The following is a 23276-nucleotide window of genomic DNA, read 5'->3' as shown; positions in this document are numbered from 1 at the left end:
TCCGGCGCCCAAAGCGCCGAGCTTGGATAGCGGCATCGCTATCACGCTGAGAGCCCGTTATGCTGGTCCAGCGTTTGATCGCAGTCTTGATCCATGCGAGCAGCTTGTGAGGGATGCAACCGAACGAGGCGCTGCTCCCACAGTCGTCGCAGGCCCTCCATCAAAGCGTCACGCTTAGCCTGATCCGGCGCAATTGTATTGAGGAGATCTCCCAACATGGCTTCGCCCTCAATCCGCATCAGCAGATTAAACAAGTCGTGTGAAATTCGCACACTGTCACTGCTGAAGTGGGTCGTGCTGATCTCGCAGTGAGTCTCCCGACGATCTGGCGCTTTGTAAGCGCGGGTTTGATGGAGGGACACATAGGGCGGCAACGAAACCGCAAGCGCAGTCCAATCCTGCAGCGTTGCAGCCCGCTTTTTTACCAGGAAGGGCCCGACCACAAGTCCATCCAGCTCTGTCGTCAGAAAGGTGGCAATCGCGTCTGCAACCGAATCCACGATCGGTTCGGCATTGTTGTTAAAGGAGGTATTGAGCAGAATTGGAGTGCCTGTGCGCTTCTTGAACGCATTGATGACCTCCCAGTACGCGGGATTGGCGTTGCGCGATACTGTTTGCAGGCGAGCGGTACCGTCGACGTGCGTGATGGCACCGAGCAAGGCGCGCTTTGAGTCACGCACGCGAACGACGAAATTCATGAATGGAAATTCGTGCCTACCGTCCGGGAGGTCGAAAAATTCGCTCGCATCCTCCTCCAGCACAGATGGCGCGAAGGGCCGATAGCCTTCGCGCTTCTTGACCATCGCATTGATCCGGTCCTTGTTTGCGGCGGGCCGAGGGTCGGCAAGAATGCTGCGGTTGCCCAGCGCACGTGGCCCAAACTCCGAACGACCCTGCACCCAGCCGATCACGGCGCCGTTGGCGATCCAGTCGGCTGCACTGCTTGCCACGTCATCAGAGCGTTCAACCTCGAGATGTCCGGCCCATGCATTCAGTTCCTGTTGCACGGCGCGCTCGCTCCCGAGATCAGGACCCCAATAGACCTCCTGCAGTCGCTCACACGGCGCGGGGCGGCCCATCTCGTTAGAGACTATCAGCGCAGCTCCCAATGCGCAGCCAGCGTCGTGAGACGCGGGTTGCACGAAGATGTCTTCGAAAAGCCCTGAATACAGCAGCTTACCGTTCATCGTGCAGTTGTGGGCCACCCCCCCCGCCAGGCACAACCGCTTCATGCCGGTGGCCTCACGGTGATGCCGGAGAATGTGGAACACGATCCGCTCAAGCGCTTCCTGCAGTGACGCACTCACATCTCGATGCTGCTGGGTGAAGGGCATTCCCTTTCGCCTGACCTCGATATTGCGGAGCAACGCCGGACCGATGCGGTCGAGGTGAACACGGTAGCCACCGCCGTTGGCGGAGAGCTCGTAGAACTGCTCGAAGAGCTCGCGATAGGGAGCGGGGTCGCCGTAGGGCGCGAGTCCCATTACCTTATACTCGTCGAACAAGCCGTAGCCGAGATAGCGGATCGTCTCGAGATAAAACAGCCCAAGAGAATTGTTCTCGGGAAAAGCCTCGAGTTGCGTAATTTCTGTGCCAGACCCTTCCGCCACGAGGCCCGATAGGAAATCACCAGAGCCATCAATCGCTAGAATGAGACTTTGTTCGAAGCCCGACATTGCAAAGGCGCTCACGGCGTGCGCCTGATGATGACTTACGAATGAAATACGCGAACTGTCCAACTTAGTGCCGAACTCACGCGTTAACAGATCCTGCACCAACGTTTTAGCACCCAACGGAATGGAGAGAATGTCCGGGTGGGATGCGGACATACCTTCAAGCATGGCGTTGGCATAGGGCTCGCTGGCGTAGAGCGCGACACGATCAATGTCGTTGAGCTGAACCCCCGCCGCTGACAGACAGTATTGAATCGAACGAATTGGGAGCTTGTTGGAGTGTTTCATCCGATTGAGGCGTTCCTCTTCGACGGCTGCTATCACCCGTCCGTCTCGGACGAGCACCGCGGCGCCATCGTGCATAAAGGCGTTCCGAAGCTCGAATCGGTTTTCATGGACTTGGTCAAGTCCGCCGCTAATTCCTAGACACAGCATTTCTTTCTCCACATAGTGACGGGCAAGCCAAATTGGCCTGCCTCCGTTTCCAACTAAATAGGCCGCATTGTCGCTTGCAGCTGCAACCGCCTGTCAGGCATCACCGGCATCAAAGAACGCCTCATAAGGGGTCCGCCTGAATCAACATGAGATGCTTCGATCGTGGCGCCTGCCGTTCCATGACGCCGAGAGTTTGGCTGGATCCGAATCTTGAGCGGCTGCTGACTTGCATGCCGGCGATGCCGTTTTAATCTGCAGCACGAACGTGTGACGCGGAGTGCCTGTATCCTGCGAAGGGGCGGCTGTTGACGAATAATACCGCGCCGTGAACTGGCCCGATTTCATTCCCCGAAAGACCGTCGCACAGGCGAGTGACACGTGCTGCACTGTCCGCCTGCTTCCCGGTCGCACATCCGATAACGCCTTCGCTTGTGCAGGAGGCCGCATCGCGTCATGCGTCGGCCAAACATGGCACCGACTGGAAGCACGGCAATACCGCGTAGATGTAAAGTGCGCTGATGTTGTATGGTAGCGCTGCCGGCCGGGTCTCCAATCCGCTGCCCAGACGAGCCGACCATCTGCCTGCGGCAATAAGCCTGTCACAAGCAGAAACGCGCTGGGCAGCTGGCTCCCTGCAAGACTTCGCAGCTCAGGAACATTGAGGGACGACTAGCGTCGAACCGCCGACATGGTCGGCCAGTTGCAACTCATTTCTCGGCACGACCTCCACTGCACGTCAGGGCGCATGGAAGATTTTCTCCTTTGGATGGGTGATCGGTGCGGGATGTGCTTCTGTCCATGCAAGATTTCCGAAGAGTTATGAAATCGTTTGTTTCGATCAAAGTCATCCACGCTATGAATAGCTGCCGGACATGCGCTTCGAAGGGCTTCAGGCTTCCCGGATGGCTACTCCGATTTGAAGCGCGTGGCATTCCATGCGCTCTGTCACAACATTTTTCAGCAAAGGGTATGAGAGCAAACCCACACTTCTTGTTCGAAAGTCGCTTCGCGCATTCGGGATGTGGTGCTGGGCGATTCACGCATCCACGAATCGAAGAGCTCTATTCCGAAGCCTTCGAAATCCTTCGGATTACCCGTTACCAGAGTGAGCCCTGGGCAATGGCTGTGGGTGCTGACCTGCCACTGAACATTCATCCAGCGGCGATTAGAGCCTTGGCCGTTTCTGTTACGCCTCTTGGCGCGGGTTGAGCAACCGGCTCGTCGACGGGGAGGACTCTCTGCTCTAAAACGCTAAGGCAGGTCTCGGGCAAGCCATTCGGCCAGCGCCTCACGCTTCCGACCCTCGCCCATGAGAGCAACGCCGCGCCGGATTTCGGCGATCGAGACCACGCTGATGAACGAGCGATCCTCGCGAGCTTGTCCAGCCATTCCAGAACGCGTGCGTCCGGCGCCGGCCTTGTCACCTAGGACAGGATATTCGTGTCCAGCAGTAGCCTCACAGCGGCAGATCACGCGGTTCATCGCGTTGACGCTCAAGGTCGAGTTCCGCGCCGCGTAGCGGCGACTCCAGCAGAAACTCCTCAAGCGTACCCTTGCGCACCGTCTTGCGTTGCCATTCCTCGGCGGAGACGACAACGAGGCTTGGCCTACGGTTGCGCGTAATCGTTTGCGGCGCCGCCTGCGCACGCTCGATGACTTCCCACAGCCGCGCCTTGGCCCGAGCGACGGTCCAGTTGGCATCCTCTTTGGAGCAGACTGCATTCTGGCCTCCGTGACCATTGTGACTATCGTGACTACATAAAAATGACTTAGTGACCGTGACAGGGGAGGGGGGGACTTTTTTCTAGAGCCCGGACGCCTTAGTGAGATTGACGCGAAAGCGATCGCGCCGACGCTGGTATTTACGCGTCATTTCCGCTGAGGCATGGCCGAGCTGCTTTTGCACATAGCGCTCATCGACTTCGGCTGAGGAGGCCAGGCCTGCGCGCAACGAATGGCCCGCGAACTTTTGCTGTCGTTCGCCTTCCGACAAATCGCCGCGGACGCCGGTGGCCAGCGCGGCACGCTTGACCAAGCGGGCCACCTCCTGATCGTTCAATCGCTCCGCGCCGACTGCTTTGCCCTGTCCTGTGACACGCCGAAACAGCGGCCCGTGGGCAATGCGGGCCAGCTTGAGCCAGGTCTGCAGCGCAACCACGGGGCAGGTGGCGTCGGCGGAGCCGCGGCCGATTTCGACCTCGCGCCAGCCCGTCTTGCCACGTAAGGTTACCAGAGCGCCTTTGTCGAGAATCTCGACCCAGCCACGGCCGTCATCCGTCTGATCCCTGCCGACGTCGAGGCCGACAATTTCGGAGCGACGCAGGCCGCCCGCAAAGCCGAGAAGCAGCATGGCGCGGTCGCGCAAGCCGCGCAGGGTGCCCCGGTCGAGCGTCTGCAGCATGGCGATCAGGTCTTCGGGAAGTATGGCCTCCTTCTGCACAGACGGTTTTGCGTGGCTCTTACGGATGCCGGCGAGCACGGTGGCGATATGGCGGTCCTTTCGATCGAGCGGCTCGCCACGCTGCGTATAATTCCAGGTCAGCGAGGATAGCCGGCGCTCGATCGTCGCCACCGTTTTTTTGCCCCCAGAGGCCGTGCCGGATGCAAGGGCCGTGATGTAAAGTCCAACCACCTGGGGATCGGGCGGAACCACCTCGACGCCTTGGCGCCGGCACCAGCTCGAAAACTGCCGCCAATCCGATCCATAGGCGCGGCGCGTGTTGGCCGAGCTCGCCGCCTCGACATACTCTCGCGCGCGGCCGGCGAGCGCGTCGAGATGTGTCGGCAGGCGGGGATTGGCGATGGCCGGAGGAGGGGAGGGAGTTTCGGCCGACTCTTCCGGCGTCTTCCCCATCTCCAGAACGACGTCGATGATGTCAGGCAGGTCGTCCTCGGCCTGTGCCACGAGATCGGCCGACGTCCGCGCAGCCGAAACATCGTCGGCCAGCCCTGTGCTGTGGGACGCTCCGGAGGGTCGCTCAGCGTGATTTTTGGGCTTTTGCTCGACGAAAATGGCCATTTCTTCTATAAAGAGCAATACGAACGATAATGCAACATTATCGTTCATTCTATCAGCACGACAGGCACAGCGCTTATTGTCCATTTTTGTTGCCAAAAGCGCCGCTATGATTCATCGTACTTTCGATGATTCTGCGTCCCAAACCCTCTCCGCGCCACCAAGCCACGCTCGCCGGTGCCCCTTCGACCGCGCCGATGGCAGCCGTGCCGGCCTGGCTGCGCCGCGCCATCCCGGATGCACAAAGCCTTGCGAGCAAAGATGTTGAAGACGTCGCGCTCACAGCGGGCGCTGCCATCGGCGCGCTTGACGCGGTGGTTCACCGCCAAGGGCGATGGGCCGGTGCCTGGCGGCAGCGCCTGGCGCTAACGGCAGCCGCGGTAACGGTGAAACAGGCTGGCCGCGTGGAGGATGAAGCGGCGCTGCGCGATGCCGTGCTGCTGACGCGCCCCGGCGATGACGTCGGCCCCGCGGGCCAGATGTCTTCGGCCTGGCGCCGCCTGGCCACCCGGCCCGCGGTGGGTCTCCTGACAGAAAAAGGTCTCGCTGCGGTGTTGGAGGAATTTGGTCACGCCCGCGGCCACGAGGCTGTCTGTGATCTGGCGGGCGAACTCCGGCAATTCAACGCCGGCACCGGAACGGTCGAGATGCTGACCCGCGCCGTGGCGGCTGCGGAGCGTCACGGCTTCGGGCGCGCCGTCGGAGCTTGGATCGCCGACGCTCTGCTGGCCCAGCGGCTGGGGTGGATACATGCAGTACCGCTCTTGGGCACCGAGGAGGCTTTGGGCATGGGTGCGAGTAGATCGCGCCGGACGGCGACCGTCATCAGGGCAACTGCTATCGAGGACGGATCCGAGCGTGCGAAAATGCTGCTTGCCGCCCAGGCGCGCGCTGCGCTGCGCGCGACTGATCTGTCCGCTGAGCTCGGGCGCCGCGCGGATAAGCTGCTCGCCGTCGCCCCGAAACTCAGGGCCAAGGCGGCGGACGCCGTCGTCGATAGACTCCTCTCTGAAGACGCGATCGTCGCCTCGGAAGAGATTGCTGGCATGAGCGACCGCGGATTGCGCCGACTGTTCGACCGGCTGGTGGAACTCGGCGCCGTTCGCGAACTGTCCGGCCGCTCGACCTTCCGCACCTACGGGCTGTGAAAATCATGACGGAGACTGGGCACACACTGAGGGGCAAGAGGCGACCAGCCGACGGTCGTTCACATGGCCACTTGTTCGACCGTGAGCTCGATCATCTTCCGCCGGAAGCACGCTGGCGCGAATGGATGCAGCGCGTCGAGGCAACGATCTTCGCTTCAAGCGAGCCAATTGGTCGCGAGACGTTGGCGCGGATCGTTGGCAAGAACTGCAGCATTGACCTGTTGATCGACGATGTTCGCGAGGAGCTGCGCGGGCGCCCCTACGACCTCGTCTCCGTCGCCGGCGGGTGGAAGCATCTGACACGTCCCGCCTATGCCGACGCTATTCACGCGGCCGTCGGCGGAAGTGAGAAGGCTGTCGGCCTGGCGCAGTCGGAGGTGCTGCTGCTGATGTGCATCGCCTACTTCCAGCCGATCACCCGCACCGAGCTGTCGAGCTTCTTCGGCAAGGAGATCAGCCGCGACCTGATCGGCCATCTGCGCGGCGCGAAGCTGATTGCGTCCGGCCCGCGCAGTCCGACACCGGGCGCGCCCTACACCTACGTCACGACCAAAGAATTCCTGCTGGAGTTCGGGCTCGACACGCTGCGCGACCTGCCGGACTTCGAAGCGCTCGAGGACGCCGGATTGCTGTCGAAGGATAAGCTGCTGGCGGGGGATATTCCGGTCGGGTTTCCCAGCGGAGAGATTGACGGCGAAGAGGAAGATGCAAGCGCTAGTAGCGAGGGTATTGAGTTTGGTACCTGAGAGAGGGGATGCTTGATGGGATCTGGGCGGTTCTGTTGCAAACGGTCGGCTTCGTCCCAATGAAAAAGGCATTTGCCATGGCTAACCCTGGCTGCGTGAATCTTTACGTTGCAAAACGGACGGGGATTGGGCCGGCTTGTGGCGCACCACATGCCGCGTGGCTTTATTGGAAGCGCACACCGGGCGACGGCCCTGCCGGTGCGATGCTTGAATAGTCGCCATGTTCATGGCCCGCCTACGGATCGCGGCGTTGTGCCAATGCCCAGGTGTTGCTACCATTAGTGGTGGTCGCCGATTCCTTCGGGACAAGATGGAGCTTTACAATGCGTGAACCTGGATTGGACGGTCGCCATCGTGACCAGAACGGACGGATTAGCGAGAAGCACGGCAATACCAAGGTCGAAACCCTTCGCAAGACCTACGGCGAGGACTTCGCCCCCGGAATCCGTGGTGACGCCAAGCTTTCGACCCTGCTGAAGCGCGAAAACGTGAGCTCACTGAGCCAGCTGCTCAAGAAGTGACGGCAAGGTTTCGATGGCTGTGAGCCCAGATGGGTCGGGGCCGGGCTCGGTCAGCCTCAAGCTGACTTCATCTACACGATGAGCGTCTCGCAGCTGAGTGTGATACTACGGTAACCTGTGCCCATCCTTGACGCTGTGGAAACGGCTAGCCGAGGCCAATCCATCCGAGAACCGTCTTCCATGCCCGAATCCACCACCTCGGCCTGCGATAGTGGGCTTCGCGGCGACGGTGGTCGTGTTGCAAGGCGGTCACGGCCTGGGCAGCGCTCATGGAAGGCGCCCAATGGATCTTTCCGTCGGTGATGATGTAGTGAGACCGGCAGGGCAGCTGTCCGTTGCCGATTGACGGCCAGACGGTAGGCTTTCCATTGCGCTCGCTGACAGTCCACCCGGCTGGCCCGAGGGAAATCGGGACCTTGCTGCTGCAACCGCAGGCGCACAGGTGCACGGCGATCTTGTACTCGTCAGAGACGTACAAAACACCGGCCTCCGGCTCCGCGGGAACGTAGCGGACCTTCTTGAGGCGGAGTTCCGTCACTCGACGGGCTCCGCAAACAGGTGTGGCACGACGGTGTTCATCAGCAAATGATAGGCGGGCACCCCGTGCGCGTAAAACCCGCAGTGCTGCTTGTAGCGCAACATGGCGATGCTGGCGTTGAGCGCGTTGAGTTCGGCGATCTGGATGTTGAGCCGATACTCGTCGCCCGGCGGGTCGGTGAGGGGCACCAGCCCCTTGCCGCGGACTTCGGCGGCGTTTTCAGGCAGGAACGTCGTCGTGCGGACCATGCCGGCGAGTGCGCCGTTTTGGCGGACTAGCCCCATTCCGACATCGATGAAAGGAATGCCCAGGTGCATGAGGAGGTCGAAGATTTCCGCCCGTGCGGTACCCTTATCGACGCAGACGAACGCGAAGGTTACGCCCGCGAAGTCCGCCTCGCAGTCGCCGTCGATGGCTTTGACCTCGAAATGCAGCCCCTTGCGGAAGTTCTCGTAGCGCTGCCGGTAGACTTCGGCCTTCGGCTTGTCGAGCTCGTCCTGCGACAGCCGCCCGGGCGAGCGGAACGCATTGTGAACGTGGAAGGGCTTTGGATCGAAGCCCCTGATTTCAAGCACATTGGTCTTCACGAGGAAGTCCACCACATAAGCGCCGGTGCCGCCCAGTCCGATAACGGCGACCACTTCACGGGCAAACTTCGCGGCAAGGTCGCCGATCAACGCACGGCTGGTGAGGGTGTCGCGGAAAAGGAAAACACTTTCGGGGCCGGCATCCTCGTCGACGTTGAACGTGAAGGGGTTGGCGTCAGGGTATTTGTGAATGGCAGGCCCCGAGAGAATCGATAGGTAGTGCTCGATCTTGACGAAGAAGTCAGGCAGGCCGCCGGGCGGCTTGTTGGAGAACGACCGCTCCACCACAACGTCGTTCTTGGCCAGCGTCACGGTAGCCGCACCGCCGCCGAGCATAGGTATCGGCTTGCCGTCCAGGCCATACGGCACGCCGCCGGCAAAGAAGACCTGATGGTCCTCAGGCCGAACCCGCGTGCCGTCAATGTCTTTGATGACGCTGACAATCGCGCCCCAGCATAGATTTCCCTCGGCGTCGAGGTACGGGATGTCCCTGACGACAAGGTAATCGCTGTCGAGCCGGAGCGCGTAGCCCCGGTCGATCAGCTTTTGGATGTCGGCATTATGACTCGCTAGTTGGAATAACATGGAACTCCATCTCGTCCTTCGCCTTGACCGAGCCGCCTGGCGCCAAAGTGCCTTCCTTGGGCTTTTCGCCGCGGGTGTAGGTCACAGAGTAGACCGTCTGCGGATGCTGCGGGTAGGTCGGGTCGAAATACGTCACTACTTCCGCGTAGGTAAGGTCGTGGTTCTTCGGTACCTGATGCGCGGTGCCATTCACCACGACGGTGATGGTCTTGTCGTGATCGTCCTTCTTGTCGGCGATGTCAGTCATTGCGTGCTTCCTTTTGTTAGCCCTTGGGAGGGTAGGGGTCATTGCCGTACGAGTTGGAGTCGCGGATCTGGCCATTGCGGCGGTGGATCACGACTTCGCTGTGTTGATTGATCGCGATGTCCCGGGCCGAAGAGATGGCGTCGGCCTGAGTGGGGTGAAGGGAAGTTGCACGGCTGTTGCCGGTGCCGAGCACCGCCCATTGTCCGTCACGAGGTACCACATGCTGATTCTTGCCCATGAAAGTCTCCGTTAAACTCTGTTTGCTACAAACTCGTACAACTATATCTTACGGCATGGCTTGCGTCAATGCCCACGGTATGATGTTGTAATGCCTTATCAGACGGCGTGCCGCGCAAGCGTGCGCGCCGCTATGACTCGTGGAGAAGGGCTGAATGGTAGAATTGGCCGTCAAACTGAAGAAGCTGCGCGTGAGGAACGCGAAATCCTTGCAGGAGGTCGCTGATGCGGTGGGGGCTTCCAAGGCGCATATCTGGGACCTCGAGCGCGGTGCCAGTAAGAACCCGTCGCTGGTCCTGCTGAAGGGCCTTGCCGACTATTACAAGATTGGCGTGGCTGAATTGGTGGGTGAAGATCCGACGGCCCCAGACGAAGAGCCTGACCTGATTGCCCTTTATCGCAACCTCAGCGAACTGGAGCCTGAGGACCGCGAGACGATAGCGCTCATTGCCGAGCGGCTGAAAGCGAGCCGAAAATCATGAACATCACGCGGATGGATCTTGCCGACGCGGGTAGCCCCGAGCGCCTCGTTCTCGAGATCCTGAAGCTCGAGGCGCAGCTGCCGATTCCGGTGCCGATCGAGGAATTGTGCCTGAGACTGGACATCCACGAAATCGTGCCGCTCACAACGCAAGGCTATGAAGGCGGGCTCATCACCACGCCCGACAAGTTCAACGGATCGATTCTTTTCAACGAGGCAAGCCCACGGGAGCGGCGGCGCTTCACCATCGCCCACGAGCTTGGGCATTTTCTCATCCCGTCGCACGTACCCTCGGCGGAAGGCCGCTTCTTGTGTAAGTTGCAGGACATGCGCGAGCTGAAAGGCGGGGAGTGGGACCGGCGCCTGAAAATGGAGGTCGAGGCCAATCGCTTTGCCTCGCAGCTCCTGATGCCGCCCCCGAAGTTCCGGATGGATGTCGCGGTCGGCAAAGACCCTGACATCCGCCAACTGTCGTCTATCGCCAAGAAGTACGACGTTAGCAAGGAGGCGGCCGGCCGCGCGTACGTAAGATTTCGCGAGGAACCTGTCGCCATCGTGGTGACGCAGAATGGCAAGATGTTGCGCGACTATCGCGACACGCTCAAGTTTCCCCGACTTGCAATCCCGACCGGAGCCATGGTTCCCGCACTCTCGCTGCTGCATCGCCGGAAGCATGAGATGGGCGTGCCCAGTGAAATCGACGAGACTGACGCCGGCGTGTGGCTCCCTGTCGAAAGGGGTCGCCAACCCGCGCCGCTCTATGAGCAAGTCCTTCTGCAACGGCAAGGTTACGCGCTCATCATGTTGTCGCGGGATGCAGTCGCCGCCGATGAGGAAGATGTTGACGAGGAAGCCGAAATGACGTCGGCAGAACGGCTCAAACGCCGCCTGTTTTCCGACCGGTGAGGACGGGGCAGGAGGCTGGTTTGAGCGCAGAGCATTCGGTCGTCTCCTTCTTTGAGGGCAAGGCGCATGGCCCCATTGAGCTCGCCGACACGGTTGTTGCTATCCATCTTCAAGGCAAGCCTTGTGAGTTCAGGGATGTTTCGCTGCGGCTGGATGACCACCTTGAACTCCAGCTGAGATGGACAGGACCTCTCAGGCCGGGGGTTGTTAGGATTGATCAGGATCTCAAGGTCACCTTCGAGGGTGGGACGACGGCCGAGTTCCTGATGCTTTCCCATAAATATCACTTTGTCGGGCACGAAGAATTCTCGGCGACGTCGCGATTCTCGCCTTTGGATCTCGCCGGAAAATCCAAGGGATTGGCGGAAGCCGTCATTTCGTGCGGTCCGGCAATCCATCCAAAGAAGGTCGGGATTCCACTGGAGTTTGGCAATCTGGCGGTGACCATACAGCCATTCGATCACTTCCTGGCCTTGGGCGGCGGGGGTGTTCGGCTTCCGCTGGTACCCACGATTTCACATCGGGCGCTGCTTCGATCTCTGGATGGCAAACCGCTGAAGGCCGCCAAGCTGTATGAATTCCTCGGCCAAATATGCTCCTTCCTTGGATTCATAAAAGGGACGCGGGTTGGATACGGTGAGGTCCGCAATGCTGCTCACAACGGGTTCCGATCTCTGGGATTCACCCGGGCCGACAGGCTGGAGGCGCCGAGAAACTGGTTTCATTGGGCGTTGGCCGACGACTTGCCGGCGCTGTTTGCCAGCTACATGACCATCTTTCAGACCCCGGAGGCCAAGCGGGGCGTCGGGCGGGCTTTGGCCTATTATAAGATAGCGAACCTCTCCCGCTACGATTCGGTGGAGACGGCGGTCATCATGTCGGCGGCCGGCCTCGAAACCCTCGCTGCCTATGTTCTGGGGACACGGGGCGGGTGGAGCGTCTCGATGTTGCGCAATGTCAGTCTTGCCGAACAAATCAGAGCTTGTACCCGCCTGCTCAACATCGAAGGGGATCCGGCCGATCAATCCGACCGGCTTCGCAAACGTTTGAAAGGTAAGAAGGGGCAGCCGGCTCGCGACGGATTCTCATTGCTGACCGAATTCCGCAACGGCGTCACGCATTCGTCGCCCTTCAATTACGACATGGACATTTTCCACGCTTGGGACGCCTCACAATGGCTTCTTGAAATGCAGCTTCTGGCGCTGTTCAACTACCGCGGAAAATACCAGGATCGACGTCTGGAGATGCGATCGCACGCTGGCAATCTCGCGACCTTTCCAGTCGCATAGGAGGGCCAGGCGCTGGTGAACATCGATGGGCGTGACGGCAGGACTTGAACATGCGACCTCCTCGCCCCTAGATAGTGGTGTCCCGCACCACCCAGGTCGAAAGCGAGGCGCTCTATCCTCTGAGCTACGCCACGATCTGCCTATGCATCGTTGTCCACGACCAGCTGCGGCTTCTTACGGTTCAACCGGTTCGATCTCTCCTCGGCCGCCTTCTTCATCTCAGCGGCCTTTTCCAGGGCAAACGGCCTGGCGGCCTCGATCAAGCCGTCGAAGTGATAGCGGTTCGTCATGCTGCCATTTGGCGTGTTGCGCCGTTCTTCCCGGCCAAGAAGTTTAAGGGCCTCGAGGGCGGCAATGCGTTTCTGAATGGTGCGGGGCGTCACCCCGATAGCCTTGGCGATCGTCTCGACCGAGGGGTGGGGCAGGTTGTCGGGCAGCCACCAGTATTGGACCAGGTGGATGATGATGTTCATGTCGAGCGCATCGAGGCCGAGAGCCTGCTGCTTCTCGATGATGATGTTGGGGAAAGCGCTCCAGCCCGTGGCCATGAGTGCCTTGGTCCACTTCTTCTCGTTGGTGCGTAGCTTGTCGACGTCTGCTTTGGCGGTTTCTGGCTGGGCCATATGAGGCTCCCTGTGGTGAACTGCATCCAGATATGGTGGTTTCCCGTGATGACGCAAGGGCATGGGGGGCGGTTCTGCATTCAGGGGGAGGGTGTTTCAAGGTTCGCCCGGCCTATGTCCTTGGATTCAGGGGCCGGGGAACCGCGCTGCACCCAAAGAAGAGGACTTGATAATATGAAGTGTCGATCAGACGAACCGTGTTATATGCAAGCGATAAGGTAGGATCCCCCTGACCTGAGGTTCACCCGGGGTGTTGACAAAGAGAGCGTCGATACCCATACTTTGCGTGTGAGCATCGCTCCGGGGTTGGCGCCAGGCGCCAGCCGAACTTTTCAAAACGAAGGCCCGGCTAGTCCGGGTCTTTGTTTTTTATCCGTTCAAAGCAGCTGTATTTGATGCCGCAGGATGCCAGGTCCTCGGGCGGCAGGTGCGCGTCGATGAGACGCTTGTGGTCCATCAGGGCGCTGTAGGGCCGATAGGACGGTTCATAGCCGCCCTTGGCCATCGGATAGAGGTAGAGATCGGCGATCTGCAACATAGGTGTGGCTTTGGTTCTGCCGCGGGGCTCCCCGCGCACGATGTCTTTGAACTCCTTGGCGGTTAACGACCCGTAGCTGGCGGAGTTGGCACCGTCGAACGGCATCCCCTGCGTCTTCAGGATCCTCGTGTAGGCTATCAGGTCGCGGTCCTCGGCTTTGCCGGCCCGCTCGAAGAACACGCGCAGCTTGCGATCCTGGCTGCGGGCGTATTTAGCGGCGCGCTCGATCAGGATGCAGTAGGCGGTCTTGCACATGAACCACAACTGGTCCTGATACCGGTCCCGGTAGCGGGCAACGTAGCCCGGCCGGTCGATGACCGCGGCGATGCCGATCACGGGCAGCGCAAGCAGCATCCCCTGCAAATCTCCGAGGAACTCAAAAGCAGCCTCGGGCTTCTTCAGCCAGCCGAAGTCGCCACGGCCGCCCCGGATCGCCCAGGAGTGAAGCGGGTAGGTGATGCCGTGCTTCAGGCAGAACGCCTTGTGGCAGGCATAGAGCTCGTCGACGTCTTCCTCGTTGATGAGGATCCCGCCGAGGGCGAAATAATCCATTTCGTCCCGGCGCTTCTCTTTGGGCTCTCGGTCTGGCTCGCGGCTGCCGCTGTCGTCGAGGTAGAGGTGGATTTCGCGGTTTGTCACAGGCAGGCTTTCGTTGTCCGCACAGCTTGGCGCAAAAACCGAAATCTGCATAGTAATCTGGTTGCCAGCTGGGCCGGCAATTCAGTGCCTCGGTTGTGGTGCGGCTTCACGGCTACTCGTACAGGCGATTCCTGGAGTGAAGGCCGAATGGGAGAAGCAGCCGTTCGACCAACATACAGAGACGATAACCCGGTTTTTAGAATATTGGAGGCTTCAAACCTGGCCTTGAACAAGCCAAACATCTGGGTCGGGGAGCCAACAAAACCCGGTGCTATCGCCTGTCAACGAGCAGGCGGTGGTCGGGGAGTTCCTGTTGACCTACCTGCAAACCGAGGAATTTTGAGAAACTCAACAGGTACCTCCTTGGTCACCTGTTCGATCGAACCGTGGTGGGGAGGGGAGCAAAAGAGCTGACCGGACGTGAGCTTATCGATCGGATGAAGGGCTATGAGTTTCTGGATCAATTGCTGCCCGAGGAGCGCACCGCTCTGAACAATACCCTCGATCGGTTTCTCGCGTTGAACCCGTCGCTGGCGGATCTTAAGATCAACGTTGTATTCGCGAAAGAGCCAAAGGGCGATGAAATCATCAGCGTCGGCCGTAAGGTATTGCCAGACATTGAGCATTTCCAGGAAACCCTCAAATCATATCTTGCGCAGCAGGACATACCGCTTCCGGTGCTGCAGATCGACGTCGGGACGCCTTAGGATAAAGGCCCGGCAAAGTGAAGGCCGTTGCGACGAAGCCCGGCAAGCGCGAACGGGACTTTCAAATCGATAGACTACTTGGCCTCGAGTTCTATGAAACGGACGTTGCTTCGTAAGTGCCCCAACGCTAATGTTCGCTTCAAAGTACGCGCGGGGGCGCAGTGGGGTTTAGATACAGAAAGTCATTGAGGCTTATTCCCGGCGTTCGCCTGAACGTCACCGGGAAAGGGCTCAGCAGTGCCTCCTTTGGCAAGCCCGGCTCCACGTTGAACATGGGTCGTGGCGGCATTCAGAGCACGGTTGGTCTTCCCGGTTCGGGCATGTCCTATGCTTCCAAGCGCAGCGGTAAATCAGCTCTTTTTCTGGGTCTATTGATCGCAGCACTCGTGGCCCTGATCTACCACGCCGCCAGGGGAAGCCGGGCGGCGCAAGTCTCGTTGGTTGCTATCGGCGTCCTCGGTGTGGGGGCGGCCTTGATGGCCCAGAATTCCGACACAAAATCCGGCGCTGCGCCAAACCTGACATTGGCACCCCGAACCGTCCACCAGGAACCAGGACAGACCCCACCGCTGCCGCCGGCAAGCCGCGACATCAGCCCTTCGAATCTGCCGCCATTTGTGGAAGCAGCCAAAGCGCCGGTTCAGCAGGGCGCTCCCGTTGGCGATAGCTGGCCCACCTCCGCTGGTGATCAGAAACCACCAAGCACTTCATCGGGAACCGATCTGGGTTCCTCGGCAGCGGTCGAGCAGCCGCAAAGCGAGCAATTTCCAACGGCAGTCGTGACCAGGACCGCGAATATCCGTTCGGATCCTTCCATGGGCGGTACCGTGGTGAGGCAGGTGCCGGCCGGCACCGCTCTGACGGTGGTCGAAATCAATGGCCGCTGGGCCCGGGTCAGCAAGGACGAAGTCACATTGGGGTGGATCAACCTCTCGCTCATGGCTGCGCAGCCTTCCTACCAGTAGCACACCGGGCTCCTGCCGCCAGGCTTGCTGTAGGCGCTCCGGCCCCCGCATAAACGCCCGTTGCGCATCAGGTCGTATGGGCAATCGCATCTGCCGACCACGGCGTCTCTAACAGGATCGCCCGAGGCATGCTCCGAAACGTTGCCGTCATCTGATGCAGCAGCTGGCGCGACCGGTGTGGTCGAAGTCAGTTCGACCGGCTTTGCCTCGCTGAGGTAGTCGCCATGGATCCATCCGATCCGTGCGGAGACCGTCACGTTGTACCAGTCGCCTTGTTGACCGTTGGTCTGGACCAGGTCGCCCAACGGGAGCGTGGTGATGATACGCGCCCCGGTGTCCGGCGCGACCCTGACACGGACTTTTTTGGTGGTGTACAGCCAGCGAACCAACGTGGCGGGGTTGGGCTCCTGGGTAGCCACCGCGTCGGGCTTTGCATAGGCAATCGAGCCGTTGCTCGGCTGCACCTCAGGCACCACGGCGGTGGTTGCCGCGGGAACCGCGGGCGGGGCGGGGGGTGGCGATCGGGCGTCGATGCTCGACATGGCCCACCCGATAGCGCAGAAAACCGCGATGCCCCAGCCGATCCGTTGTTGGCTGACCATTTCACCCTCCCTGCACAATACAAAACAGAGCAGTCCGCGAAAGTCGAATCGACTTTTGGGTGGCTAAATCTCAAGTCAATTGACAGCAGAAACCGAGCATCTGTAGATAGGGAAGGGGATTGAAAATTGGGGCGGGCAAGCGCATCGACGCGCTTTGCAATTCCGGTTTCAATAATTTTTGGACGCTCACCTGCCGAATACCGGGAGACCCGGGCTTGCGGGAAGCGATATTTCGGCGAAAAGGCGAGTAAAATGTCCAACCAGTTTGATCAGATACCGTTTGGGGCTGCAGAGTTCGCGGATAACCCCGAACCTCGCTGTCCATGCCTCCTTCTGCTCGACACGTCCTATTCGATGAACGGAGCGCCGATTGACGCGCTGAACCAGGGCCTTGTCGCCTTTAAGGACGAGCTCGCGGCCGACAGCCTGGCGATGAAACGCGTCGAGGTCGCGATCGTCACCTTCGGACCGGTCAACATCGTCGCGCCTTTCCAGACCGCTGACCTGTTTACGCCGAGCACGTTGGTGACCAGCGGCGACACCCCAATGGGTGCGGCGATCGAGCAAGGCCTAGAGATGTTGCGACGTCGCAAGGATGAGTACCGCGCGAACGGCATCTCCTATTATCGCCCCTGGGTCTTCCTGATGACGGACGGCGCACCCACGGACAGCATCGTTGCTGCCGAACACGCCGTCAAATCCGGCGAGGCGGCAAAGGCGTTTTCGTTCTTCGCCGTTGGCGTCGAGGGTGCCAACATGGACATCCTTGCCAAGCTCTCCACACGCCAGCCGCTGAAGCTAAGTGGCCTCAAATTCCGCGAGCTGTTCTCATGGCTCTCAGCATCGCTGTCAGGCGTCTCGCAGTCGCAGGTCGGACAGACCGTGGTGCTCCAATCTCCCGCAGGTTGGGCTGAGGTGTGATGTCTTGGCGCATAGCGTCGGCTAGCGCCATCGGCACTTCGCATGTCACTGCCGGCAAGCCCTGTCAGGATAATTCGGTCCATGCTCTGATCCAGGGCAGGGAAGGTCCAATCCTCGCGGCCGCCGTCTGCGACGGCGCTGGCAGTGCGGCGCACTCGGAGGTTGGGTCTTGGCTGGCCGGGCAGAATCTGCTGGAGCTCATTTTCGTGCACTTCACAGAGGACGGTGCGCTCGATCAGATCGACCGGTCAAAAGCGTTGGGCTGGGTGGCCGAAATTGCCGAGCGCATCGCCGCTCATGCGCGCGCACTCGGGCACGAGGTGCGCGATTATGCATGCACGCTGCTGGTTGCCATCCTCGGTCCCACGAGCACCGTGTTCTTTCAGGTCGGTGACGGCGCAATGGTCGTTTCCCACGGCAGTGAAGACGGATGGTCCTACGTGTTCTGGCCGCAGCACGGCGAGTTTGCCAACACGACGAACTTCGTCACGTCGTCAAATGTCGCGGATGTCCTCGAATTCGAGTTCGCGCCGCGGCGCATTGATGAGGTCGCGCTGTTCTCGGACGGTATCGAGAATCTCGTCTTGCACCAGGCTTCGCGCAGCGTTCACCAGCCTTTCTTCGATACGATGTTCCCGGCTGTCAGACGATCGGCGGTGGCAGGCGAGGATACAACGCTGTCGGATGGGCTGAAGGCTTATCTGCTTTCGCCGCAGATCTGCGAGAGGACCGATGATGACAAGTCGTTGATCCTAGCCACAAGATCGCCAGCTGAAGCGATGGTGGCCGCAAAATGAATGCCAGGGTCCGCGAGGTGTTCACCCTGCGAGGGGAAGCCCTGAAGCTTGGCGAAATCGTCGGCCAGGGCGGCGAGGGCGCAGTCTACGACCTGGCTGCACACAAGAACCATGTCGCCAAAATCTACCACCGGCCGCTCGAGCAGCAGAGGATCGACAAGATCCGGGCCATGGGCAAGATCAAGACCGATTCACTCGAAAAGCTGACGGCCTGGCCGACGGGGCTTGTCTGCTCCAAGGACAGCAAGCCCATCGGGCTGATCATGCCGAAGATCAGCGGTCGCAAGAGCATCCATCAGCTCTATAGCCCCAAAAGCCGCAGAACCGACTTTCAGCGGGTTGATTGGCGATTTCTGACACGCGTGGCAGCAAACACCGCGAGGGCATTTGCGGCCGTTCACGACAACGCCTGCGTCATCGGCGATGTGAATCACGGCGGTGTGCTCGTTGCGCAGGACGCTACCGTGCGCTTGATCGACTGCGACAGTTTCCAGGTCTCCTATCTGGGCCAGCAATATCTTTGCGAGGTGGGCATCGAGACCTTTACGCCGCCGGAGCTGCAGAACAGATCGTTTTCCGGCATCGTGAGGACGCCCAATCACGACAATTTCGGTTTGGCCGTGATGGTCTTCCTGTTGCTGTTCATGGGAAAACACCCCTTTGCCGGCCGATACGCGGGAACCGGCGACATGCCGATTTCGAAGGCGATCGAGGAGTACCGCTTTCCCTACGGGGCGAACGCCGCCGCGGTTGGAATGGCGAGGCCTCCGAGTTCCCCCGAACTCGCTATCGTCGGCCCACGACTTGCAAAAATGTTTGAGGATGCCTTCTCGCAAAAGGGAACGTCGGCTGGCAGGCCCGTGGCCCGGGACTGGGTGGCTGCCTTGGCCGAACTTGAAGCGAACCTCAAGCAGTGCTCCGCCAATTCCAGCCACTGGTCACTTGGCTCATCGCCATGCCCTTGGTGCAAAATGGAAGGCGCTACGGGCGTCCCGCTGTTCTCAACCGTTGTTCCCGCCGGCGGGGCGACGCTTTTCGATATCGCCGGATTCCAGCGGCAGGTGGACGCCATCCCGCATCCCGGGTCGGTGCCGACCGTCCCAGAAAAGAATGTGACACCAGATCCCAACGCCCTGAAGCTCAAGGGGTACGCGCGCCGCACCAACTTCCGGGCAGGGATAGCGGCCGCAGTGGTCGGCGTCGCTGGCTTGATGATGGCGCAGATCTGGGTGCTGGGCATCGCCTTGGGGGTTTTTCTGGGGTTGAGAGGTTTCTTGAACAGGGACAGAGAGGCTGCGGAATACCGGCGCATCGCCGGCGAGGCCGCCACCCAGTGGAAAAACGCGCAAACCACGTGGATGCAGAGGGCCGGGCCGGATGCCTTCGACAGGCAAAAAACGGTGCTCGCCGGGCTCAGGCGCGAATGGGACATCTTACCTTCCAAACGGGTAGCCAGGATCTCGGAGCTCGAGCGCAACCGTCGTCAGGCGCAGTTGCACCGGTTCCTGGACAACTTTGAAATCTCATCGGCAAAGATCGAGAGCATTGGACCGGGCAAGAAACAGGTCCTGGAGTCGTATGGCGTCGAAACAGCGCTCGATGTCGAGAGGAACAAGCTTTACAGCGTGCCCGGATTCGGACCCAAAACCGCGCAGAAGTTGTTGAATTGGCGAAGGTCCGTCGAAGCCCGCTTTGTCTTCGATCCCTCACGGGCGATCGATCCACGCGATATCGCGCAGATTGACCAGGATATTCTCGGCGACCGCAAGCGGCTGCAGGGCGCCTTGATTCTCGGTCTTGAGCAACTCAAGCAGACAAGAGCCCAGATTCTTGCCGCCCGCGAACACAGTCGCCCGGAAATGGAGCGATTGCGGTTGGTATTGGATCAGTCGTCGGCAAACGTTGCCGCGATTTCAGGTTGAGACGGCTAACGCTGGATCGCCAATCAGGCTCGGTGAGTTGTGGCATACCTTCATCACCCTGGTTGCGCGTCAGTGTGAAATACCGATTTCACGTTGGAGGCCTCGACGATTTTTGCCGGCCGGAGCGCTGACTTGAAGAGAGGTGAACGGCGGCTTTGCGCCGCCAGTCGGTCATTCAAATTAGTTGTGCCACTGCCTAAAAGCGGACGTTATTGACCGCATTGGAGGCCGCGCTTCGGAGGTGTGAGCCTATGGAGAGAGTGTCTTGAGGCGGCGCACGTCATCGGCGGCTTCGGCCAACAGCCAGTCGCGGAACGTCGTGATTTTCGGCAGCGTCGACGTGGCCTCGGATACGGAACACGGCGACCGCTTCATTGCCGATGAAGCAGAATGCCGGCCAGATCCTCGACCCGGCCCAGCCCGTAGGTGAACGTCTTCTTGCTCGGTTTGCGACGGGCCAGCATGAAGGCGACCCACAATGGGATGGCGGTGACTGCGTCGCCAACATTGTGGATCGTGTCTGCTAGCAACGCCACGCTGCCGGAGAGGAACACGATCACCAACTGCAGCGCCGCGGTGATGGCCAGTATGACGAACGACCATTTTATTGCCCAGATACCCCGGTCGGTCGTCGCGATCGTCGGATCGATGACGCCGTGCGTGTGGGCATGCCCGCCCTCGCCATGATTGGGCCCATGGCCACCGAAGCCCTGTGTCATCGGACCGAAACCGAACTAGTCCCGTATTTTATCCATCATGGCGCGTCTCACAGGTACTTGGTGATTTCCTTGAAGTCGTCGATGGAGCGGCGTTGTTCCTGCTCCAGCGGACCGACGACGGCTTCAAGACAATGATCGAGATGGTCCTGGATCAGGGTTCGCTTTGCCTGGCAGACCGCCTTCTCGACGGCATGAAGTTGCTGGGCGATCTCGAGGCAGGGGCGGCCCGCCTCGATCATCTCAATTATACCTTTGACATGCCCGCAGGCCCGTTTCACGCGCTTCACGATATCAGGGTGCGTTTCGTGGACGTGCGACCGTTCGCTCTAAGACAATATCAATTCGAGTGTCCGCATTGGCGGCACGGCGAGACATGACCTTGTGGGCGTTGTGATGCCGAGTTCCAACGACGTAGCTCTCGCTCATCCAGGCACCGGCCACCCACCAACGGCGCTATCGGGCGCTTGTCGGGGCGACAACGGCAATTGTTAGCTAATCGCACGCCAGGGTCGCTGTCTCCGGTGTCCAGGGCGAACCACGCGCCAAAAACCTGCTCGACCGTGCTGAGGCAAGTTTCTGGCAGACATTTGCGCCGTGTTGTAGATTGGTTAGCGGCGATGGGAACGAAGAGGTTGGTCGGCAGTGGTTGGAAATGCTGCGCAGCGCCGTTTGGCTGCCATCTTAGTGGCCGACGTGGTTGGTTACTCCCGCCTCATGGAGGCGGATGAGCTCGGCACTTTTGATGTGATCAAGGAACGGCGAAGGGAGATCGTGGTGCCGGCCGTTCGAGAGCACGCAGGTCGAATCGTCAAGTTCATGGGTGACGGAATCCTGGCCGAATTTGCAAGCGCAGTAAATGCGGTGAGTTGTGCACTTGAACTTCAGCTCCGCATGGCCAAGGCAAATGAAACGCTAGCAGATGCTAACCGGATCAGGTTGCGGATAGGCATTAACCTAGGAGACATCATAGAGGACGAGTCGGATGTCTACGGTGACGGTGTTAACATTGCCGCTCGGCTTGAAACCCTGTCCGAGCCGGGAGGTATTTGCATCTCGGGCCAAATGTACGACGCAATTCAAGGAAAGCTCGAGATTTCAATCGAGGATATTGGGGAAAGCTCCCTCAAGAATATATCCAGGACAATTCGCGCCTATCGCATTAGGCCCAGCGACGCAGAAGGAGTCCAAGAAGCCCAATTCTTAAGGGGCAACGAGCGTACGACGGTGGCGGTGTTGCCGTTCGCAAATATGTCTGGCGACCCAGCACAAGACTATTTCTCGGATGGAATAACCGAGGACATAATCACGGAGCTTTCCCGCTATCAACATCTGTCAGTGATTGCACGTAACACGACAGCTCTGTTCAAGGATCGGTCCATAAATGTGGCGGAGATAGGCCGCAAGCTTCGGGCTGATTTTGTGATTGAGGGAAGCATTCGCCAGGCCGGCAACAGGGTCCGTGCTACAGTTCAACTCATCGACGTTCAAACTGGGACTCACGCGTTCGCAGAAAACTTTGATCGGAAAATTGAAGACATATTTCAGGTTCAGGATGAGATCGTCGATGCTATTCTTGGTCGGCTTTTTTACAATCTAGATGAAGCAGCAAGCAAAGCTCGTCAGCGAAATCCGACGACAAGCACCACCGCTTATAGTTTGTGGTTGCGCGGCAGGCAGGCTTCGAGAAATGGCGATGAGGAGGATGCTATAAGCTGCCTGAATCAGGCGATCAAAGTTGATCCTCAATATGCGAGAGCGTTGGCCATGTTGAGTGGCCTGTATGGCTATAGACGATTCAGCGGATCCGCACGTGACAGTCACATGAAAATCGCCGAACTATCTCGCGGATACGCTGAAAGAGCCATCGCTGCCGACAAGACAGACGCCTACGTGCTTGAACAGGTAGCAGCTGCGTACCTAATGCTCGGCGATGGAGACAATGCAAGACGATACTCTGATAGTGCAAGTTTACTCAATCCGCGTGACATCTCCACGGCCGCCACGCGCGCACTAGTTCTCGCCTTCATAGGCGAACGCAATCGCGCACGGGAAATAATTGAACGCGTATATCGGGCTGAGCCACGCGTACCGCCGGGATGGACGGTTATCTTGGCAGACGTACAGTATCTAATGCGTGACTTTGATGGAGCCCTTAATACCTACAAAACAATTAACGGCGCACCTTTCTATGTAAGATTGCTTCAGTCGATGTGCCTTTCCCAACTGGGGCAGATCGATGAGGCAAAAGCAATTCTAGGCGAGGCACCGACAGGTTTCGACGTTCCGGCATTCGCCCGCAATTGTGCAGGCATGTGCGCGCTGGCCGAAGACCGTGAATTGTGGCTCGAGGGGTTTCGCAAAGCAGGGGTGGACGTGTGAGCGCCGTGCCGCGCTGGAGGTCGTTGTGGGGTACGCGCTAAGCTTGCATCAAATC

The 23276-nt window shown here is 59.7% G+C and carries 23 protein-coding genes, 1 tRNA gene and 2 pseudogenes; 12 read left to right on the top strand and 14 right to left on the bottom strand.

Annotation, left to right across the window (positions count from 1 at the left end):
* Positions 1 to 41: 41 nt before the first annotated feature.
* From NKH71_RS29540 to NKH71_RS29525, 4 genes and pseudogenes are all read right to left on the bottom strand, one after another.
* Positions 42 to 2108 (bottom strand): carbamoyltransferase family protein, encoded by a 2067-nt coding sequence (locus tag NKH71_RS29540; RefSeq protein WP_352895736.1) that lies wholly within the window; start codon positions 2106 to 2108, stop codon positions 42 to 44.
* Positions 2109 to 3306: 1198 nt separating this feature from the next.
* Positions 3307 to 3532 (bottom strand): annotated as a pseudogene (locus NKH71_RS33545) (PIN domain-containing protein); the annotation flags it as partial.
* A 32-nt stretch (positions 3533 to 3564) separates the two neighbouring features.
* Positions 3565 to 3774: a type II toxin-antitoxin system prevent-host-death family antitoxin gene (locus NKH71_RS29530; RefSeq protein WP_352895752.1), complete on the bottom strand. Its 210-nt coding sequence runs from the start codon at positions 3772 to 3774 to the stop codon at positions 3565 to 3567.
* A gap of 138 nt (positions 3775 to 3912) precedes the next feature.
* Positions 3913 to 5127: a site-specific integrase gene (locus NKH71_RS29525; protein WP_352895733.1), complete on the bottom strand. Its 1215-nt coding sequence runs from the start codon at positions 5125 to 5127 to the stop codon at positions 3913 to 3915.
* A 194-nt stretch (positions 5128 to 5321) separates the two neighbouring features.
* Here NKH71_RS29525 and NKH71_RS29520 point away from each other — a divergent pair, with 194 nt between their 5' ends.
* The 3 genes from NKH71_RS29520 (at position 5322) to NKH71_RS29510 (ending at position 7539) form a co-directional block, all read left to right on the top strand.
* Entirely contained in the window at positions 5322 to 6272 is a 951-nt protein-coding gene (locus tag NKH71_RS29520) for a DUF1403 family protein (protein WP_352895731.1), read from the top strand.
* 5 nt (positions 6273 to 6277) lie between these two features.
* On the top strand, positions 6278 to 7018 hold the full coding sequence (scpB, locus tag NKH71_RS29515) for an SMC-Scp complex subunit ScpB (protein ID WP_502900430.1): 741 nt from the start codon (positions 6278 to 6280) through the stop codon (positions 7016 to 7018).
* Between the two features lie 323 nt (positions 7019 to 7341).
* Positions 7342 to 7539 carry a hypothetical protein gene (locus tag NKH71_RS29510; RefSeq protein ID WP_352895728.1) on the top strand — a complete coding sequence of 66 codons (198 nt, stop codon included), beginning with the start codon at positions 7342 to 7344 and terminating at the stop codon, positions 7537 to 7539.
* A gap of 145 nt (positions 7540 to 7684) precedes the next feature.
* Here the strand turns inward: NKH71_RS29510 and NKH71_RS29505 are convergent, their stop codons facing one another.
* The 4 genes from NKH71_RS29505 to NKH71_RS29490 are packed head-to-tail and all read right to left on the bottom strand — an operon-like array spanning position 7685 to position 9734.
* A complete protein-coding gene (locus tag NKH71_RS29505; protein ID WP_352895726.1) occupies positions 7685 to 8077 on the bottom strand; it encodes a ubiquitination-like system serine protease family protein in 393 nt (130 codons plus the stop codon).
* A complete protein-coding gene (locus NKH71_RS29500; protein ID WP_352895723.1) occupies positions 8074 to 9249 on the bottom strand; it encodes a ThiF family adenylyltransferase in 1176 nt (391 codons plus the stop codon). The genes NKH71_RS29505 and NKH71_RS29500 overlap by 4 nt, the downstream gene beginning before the upstream one ends.
* Positions 9224 to 9496 carry a multiubiquitin domain-containing protein gene (locus NKH71_RS29495; RefSeq protein WP_292598752.1) on the bottom strand — a complete coding sequence of 91 codons (273 nt, stop codon included), beginning with the start codon at positions 9494 to 9496 and terminating at the stop codon, positions 9224 to 9226. The genes NKH71_RS29500 and NKH71_RS29495 overlap by 26 nt, the downstream gene beginning before the upstream one ends.
* Positions 9497 to 9512: 16 nt before the next feature.
* Positions 9513 to 9734 carry a DUF2188 domain-containing protein gene (locus NKH71_RS29490; RefSeq protein ID WP_352895720.1) on the bottom strand — a complete coding sequence of 74 codons (222 nt, stop codon included), beginning with the start codon at positions 9732 to 9734 and terminating at the stop codon, positions 9513 to 9515.
* Between the two features lie 154 nt (positions 9735 to 9888).
* On the opposite strand from NKH71_RS29490, the gene NKH71_RS29485 reads away from it, so the two are divergent.
* From NKH71_RS29485 to NKH71_RS29475, 3 genes are read left to right on the top strand one after another with little or no spacing between them, the layout of a single operon-like run.
* Positions 9889 to 10215, top strand: coding sequence for a helix-turn-helix domain-containing protein (locus tag NKH71_RS29485; protein ID WP_352895718.1), 327 nt, complete (start codon positions 9889 to 9891; stop codon positions 10213 to 10215).
* On the top strand, positions 10212 to 11120 hold the full coding sequence (locus tag NKH71_RS29480; RefSeq protein WP_352895715.1) for an ImmA/IrrE family metallo-endopeptidase: 909 nt from the start codon (positions 10212 to 10214) through the stop codon (positions 11118 to 11120). Before NKH71_RS29485 ends, NKH71_RS29480 begins: the two co-directional genes overlap by 4 nt.
* A gap of 20 nt (positions 11121 to 11140) precedes the next feature.
* Positions 11141 to 12409 (top strand): hypothetical protein, encoded by a 1269-nt coding sequence (locus tag NKH71_RS29475; protein WP_352895713.1) that lies wholly within the window; start codon positions 11141 to 11143, stop codon positions 12407 to 12409.
* Between the two features lie 26 nt (positions 12410 to 12435).
* On the opposite strand, the gene NKH71_RS29470 is transcribed toward NKH71_RS29475, so the two are convergent.
* The 3 genes from NKH71_RS29470 to NKH71_RS29460 form a co-directional block, all read right to left on the bottom strand.
* Positions 12436 to 12543: transfer RNA gene (locus tag NKH71_RS29470), tRNA-OTHER, on the bottom strand.
* 6 nt (positions 12544 to 12549) lie between these two features.
* Positions 12550 to 13032, bottom strand: a complete 483-nt coding sequence (locus tag NKH71_RS29465) for a helix-turn-helix domain-containing protein (RefSeq protein ID WP_292598747.1) — start codon at positions 13030 to 13032, stop codon at positions 12550 to 12552.
* A 349-nt stretch (positions 13033 to 13381) separates the two neighbouring features.
* Positions 13382 to 14260: a DUF3800 domain-containing protein gene (locus NKH71_RS29460; protein ID WP_352895711.1), complete on the bottom strand. Its 879-nt coding sequence runs from the start codon at positions 14258 to 14260 to the stop codon at positions 13382 to 13384.
* A 386-nt stretch (positions 14261 to 14646) separates the two neighbouring features.
* Between NKH71_RS29460 and NKH71_RS29455 the strand changes: the two genes are divergently transcribed.
* Both NKH71_RS29455 and NKH71_RS29450 read left to right on the top strand, forming a co-directional pair.
* The gene (locus tag NKH71_RS29455) at positions 14647 to 14916 is read left to right on the top strand and encodes a hypothetical protein (RefSeq protein WP_352895709.1); all 270 of its coding nucleotides are present in this window, start codon (positions 14647 to 14649) and stop codon (positions 14914 to 14916) included.
* A 161-nt stretch (positions 14917 to 15077) separates the two neighbouring features.
* The gene (locus tag NKH71_RS29450; RefSeq protein ID WP_352895707.1) at positions 15078 to 15881 is read left to right on the top strand and encodes a DUF4236 domain-containing protein; all 804 of its coding nucleotides are present in this window, start codon (positions 15078 to 15080) and stop codon (positions 15879 to 15881) included.
* On the opposite strand, the gene NKH71_RS29445 is transcribed toward NKH71_RS29450, so the two are convergent.
* Entirely contained in the window at positions 15872 to 16483 is a 612-nt protein-coding gene (locus NKH71_RS29445; RefSeq protein WP_352895705.1) for an SH3 domain-containing protein, read from the bottom strand. The genes NKH71_RS29450 and NKH71_RS29445 overlap by 10 nt on opposite strands.
* 252 nt (positions 16484 to 16735) lie before the next feature.
* Here NKH71_RS29445 and NKH71_RS29440 point away from each other — a divergent pair, with 252 nt between their 5' ends.
* The 3 genes from NKH71_RS29440 to NKH71_RS29430 are packed head-to-tail and all read left to right on the top strand — an operon-like array spanning position 16736 to position 20123.
* The gene (locus NKH71_RS29440) at positions 16736 to 17404 is read left to right on the top strand and encodes a vWA domain-containing protein (protein ID WP_352895703.1); all 669 of its coding nucleotides are present in this window, start codon (positions 16736 to 16738) and stop codon (positions 17402 to 17404) included.
* The gene (locus NKH71_RS29435) at positions 17404 to 18201 is read left to right on the top strand and encodes a PP2C family serine/threonine-protein phosphatase (protein WP_352895701.1); all 798 of its coding nucleotides are present in this window, start codon (positions 17404 to 17406) and stop codon (positions 18199 to 18201) included. The genes NKH71_RS29440 and NKH71_RS29435 overlap by 1 nt, the downstream gene beginning before the upstream one ends.
* Positions 18198 to 20123, top strand: coding sequence for a helix-hairpin-helix domain-containing protein (locus tag NKH71_RS29430; RefSeq protein ID WP_352895699.1), 1926 nt, complete (start codon positions 18198 to 18200; stop codon positions 20121 to 20123). The genes NKH71_RS29435 and NKH71_RS29430 overlap by 4 nt, the downstream gene beginning before the upstream one ends.
* Before the next feature lie 383 nt (positions 20124 to 20506).
* Here NKH71_RS29430 and NKH71_RS29425 read toward each other — a convergent pair.
* Positions 20507 to 20842: pseudogene (locus NKH71_RS29425) on the bottom strand (cation efflux transmembrane domain-containing protein); the annotation flags it as partial.
* Positions 20843 to 20889: 47 nt separating this feature from the next.
* On the bottom strand, positions 20890 to 21132 hold the full coding sequence (locus NKH71_RS29420) for a metal-sensing transcriptional repressor (protein ID WP_352895746.1): 243 nt from the start codon (positions 21130 to 21132) through the stop codon (positions 20890 to 20892).
* 352 nt (positions 21133 to 21484) lie between these two features.
* On the opposite strand from NKH71_RS29420, the gene NKH71_RS29415 reads away from it, so the two are divergent.
* Positions 21485 to 23221 (top strand): adenylate/guanylate cyclase domain-containing protein, encoded by a 1737-nt coding sequence (locus NKH71_RS29415; RefSeq protein ID WP_352895697.1) that lies wholly within the window; start codon positions 21485 to 21487, stop codon positions 23219 to 23221.
* Positions 23222 to 23276: the final 55 nt, after the last annotated feature.

It is taken from the genome of Mesorhizobium sp. M0983, from assembly GCF_040318975.1.
Lineage (GTDB): Bacteria > Pseudomonadota > Alphaproteobacteria > Rhizobiales > Rhizobiaceae > Mesorhizobium.
This window is presented reverse-complemented; position numbering and strand designations above follow the sequence as displayed.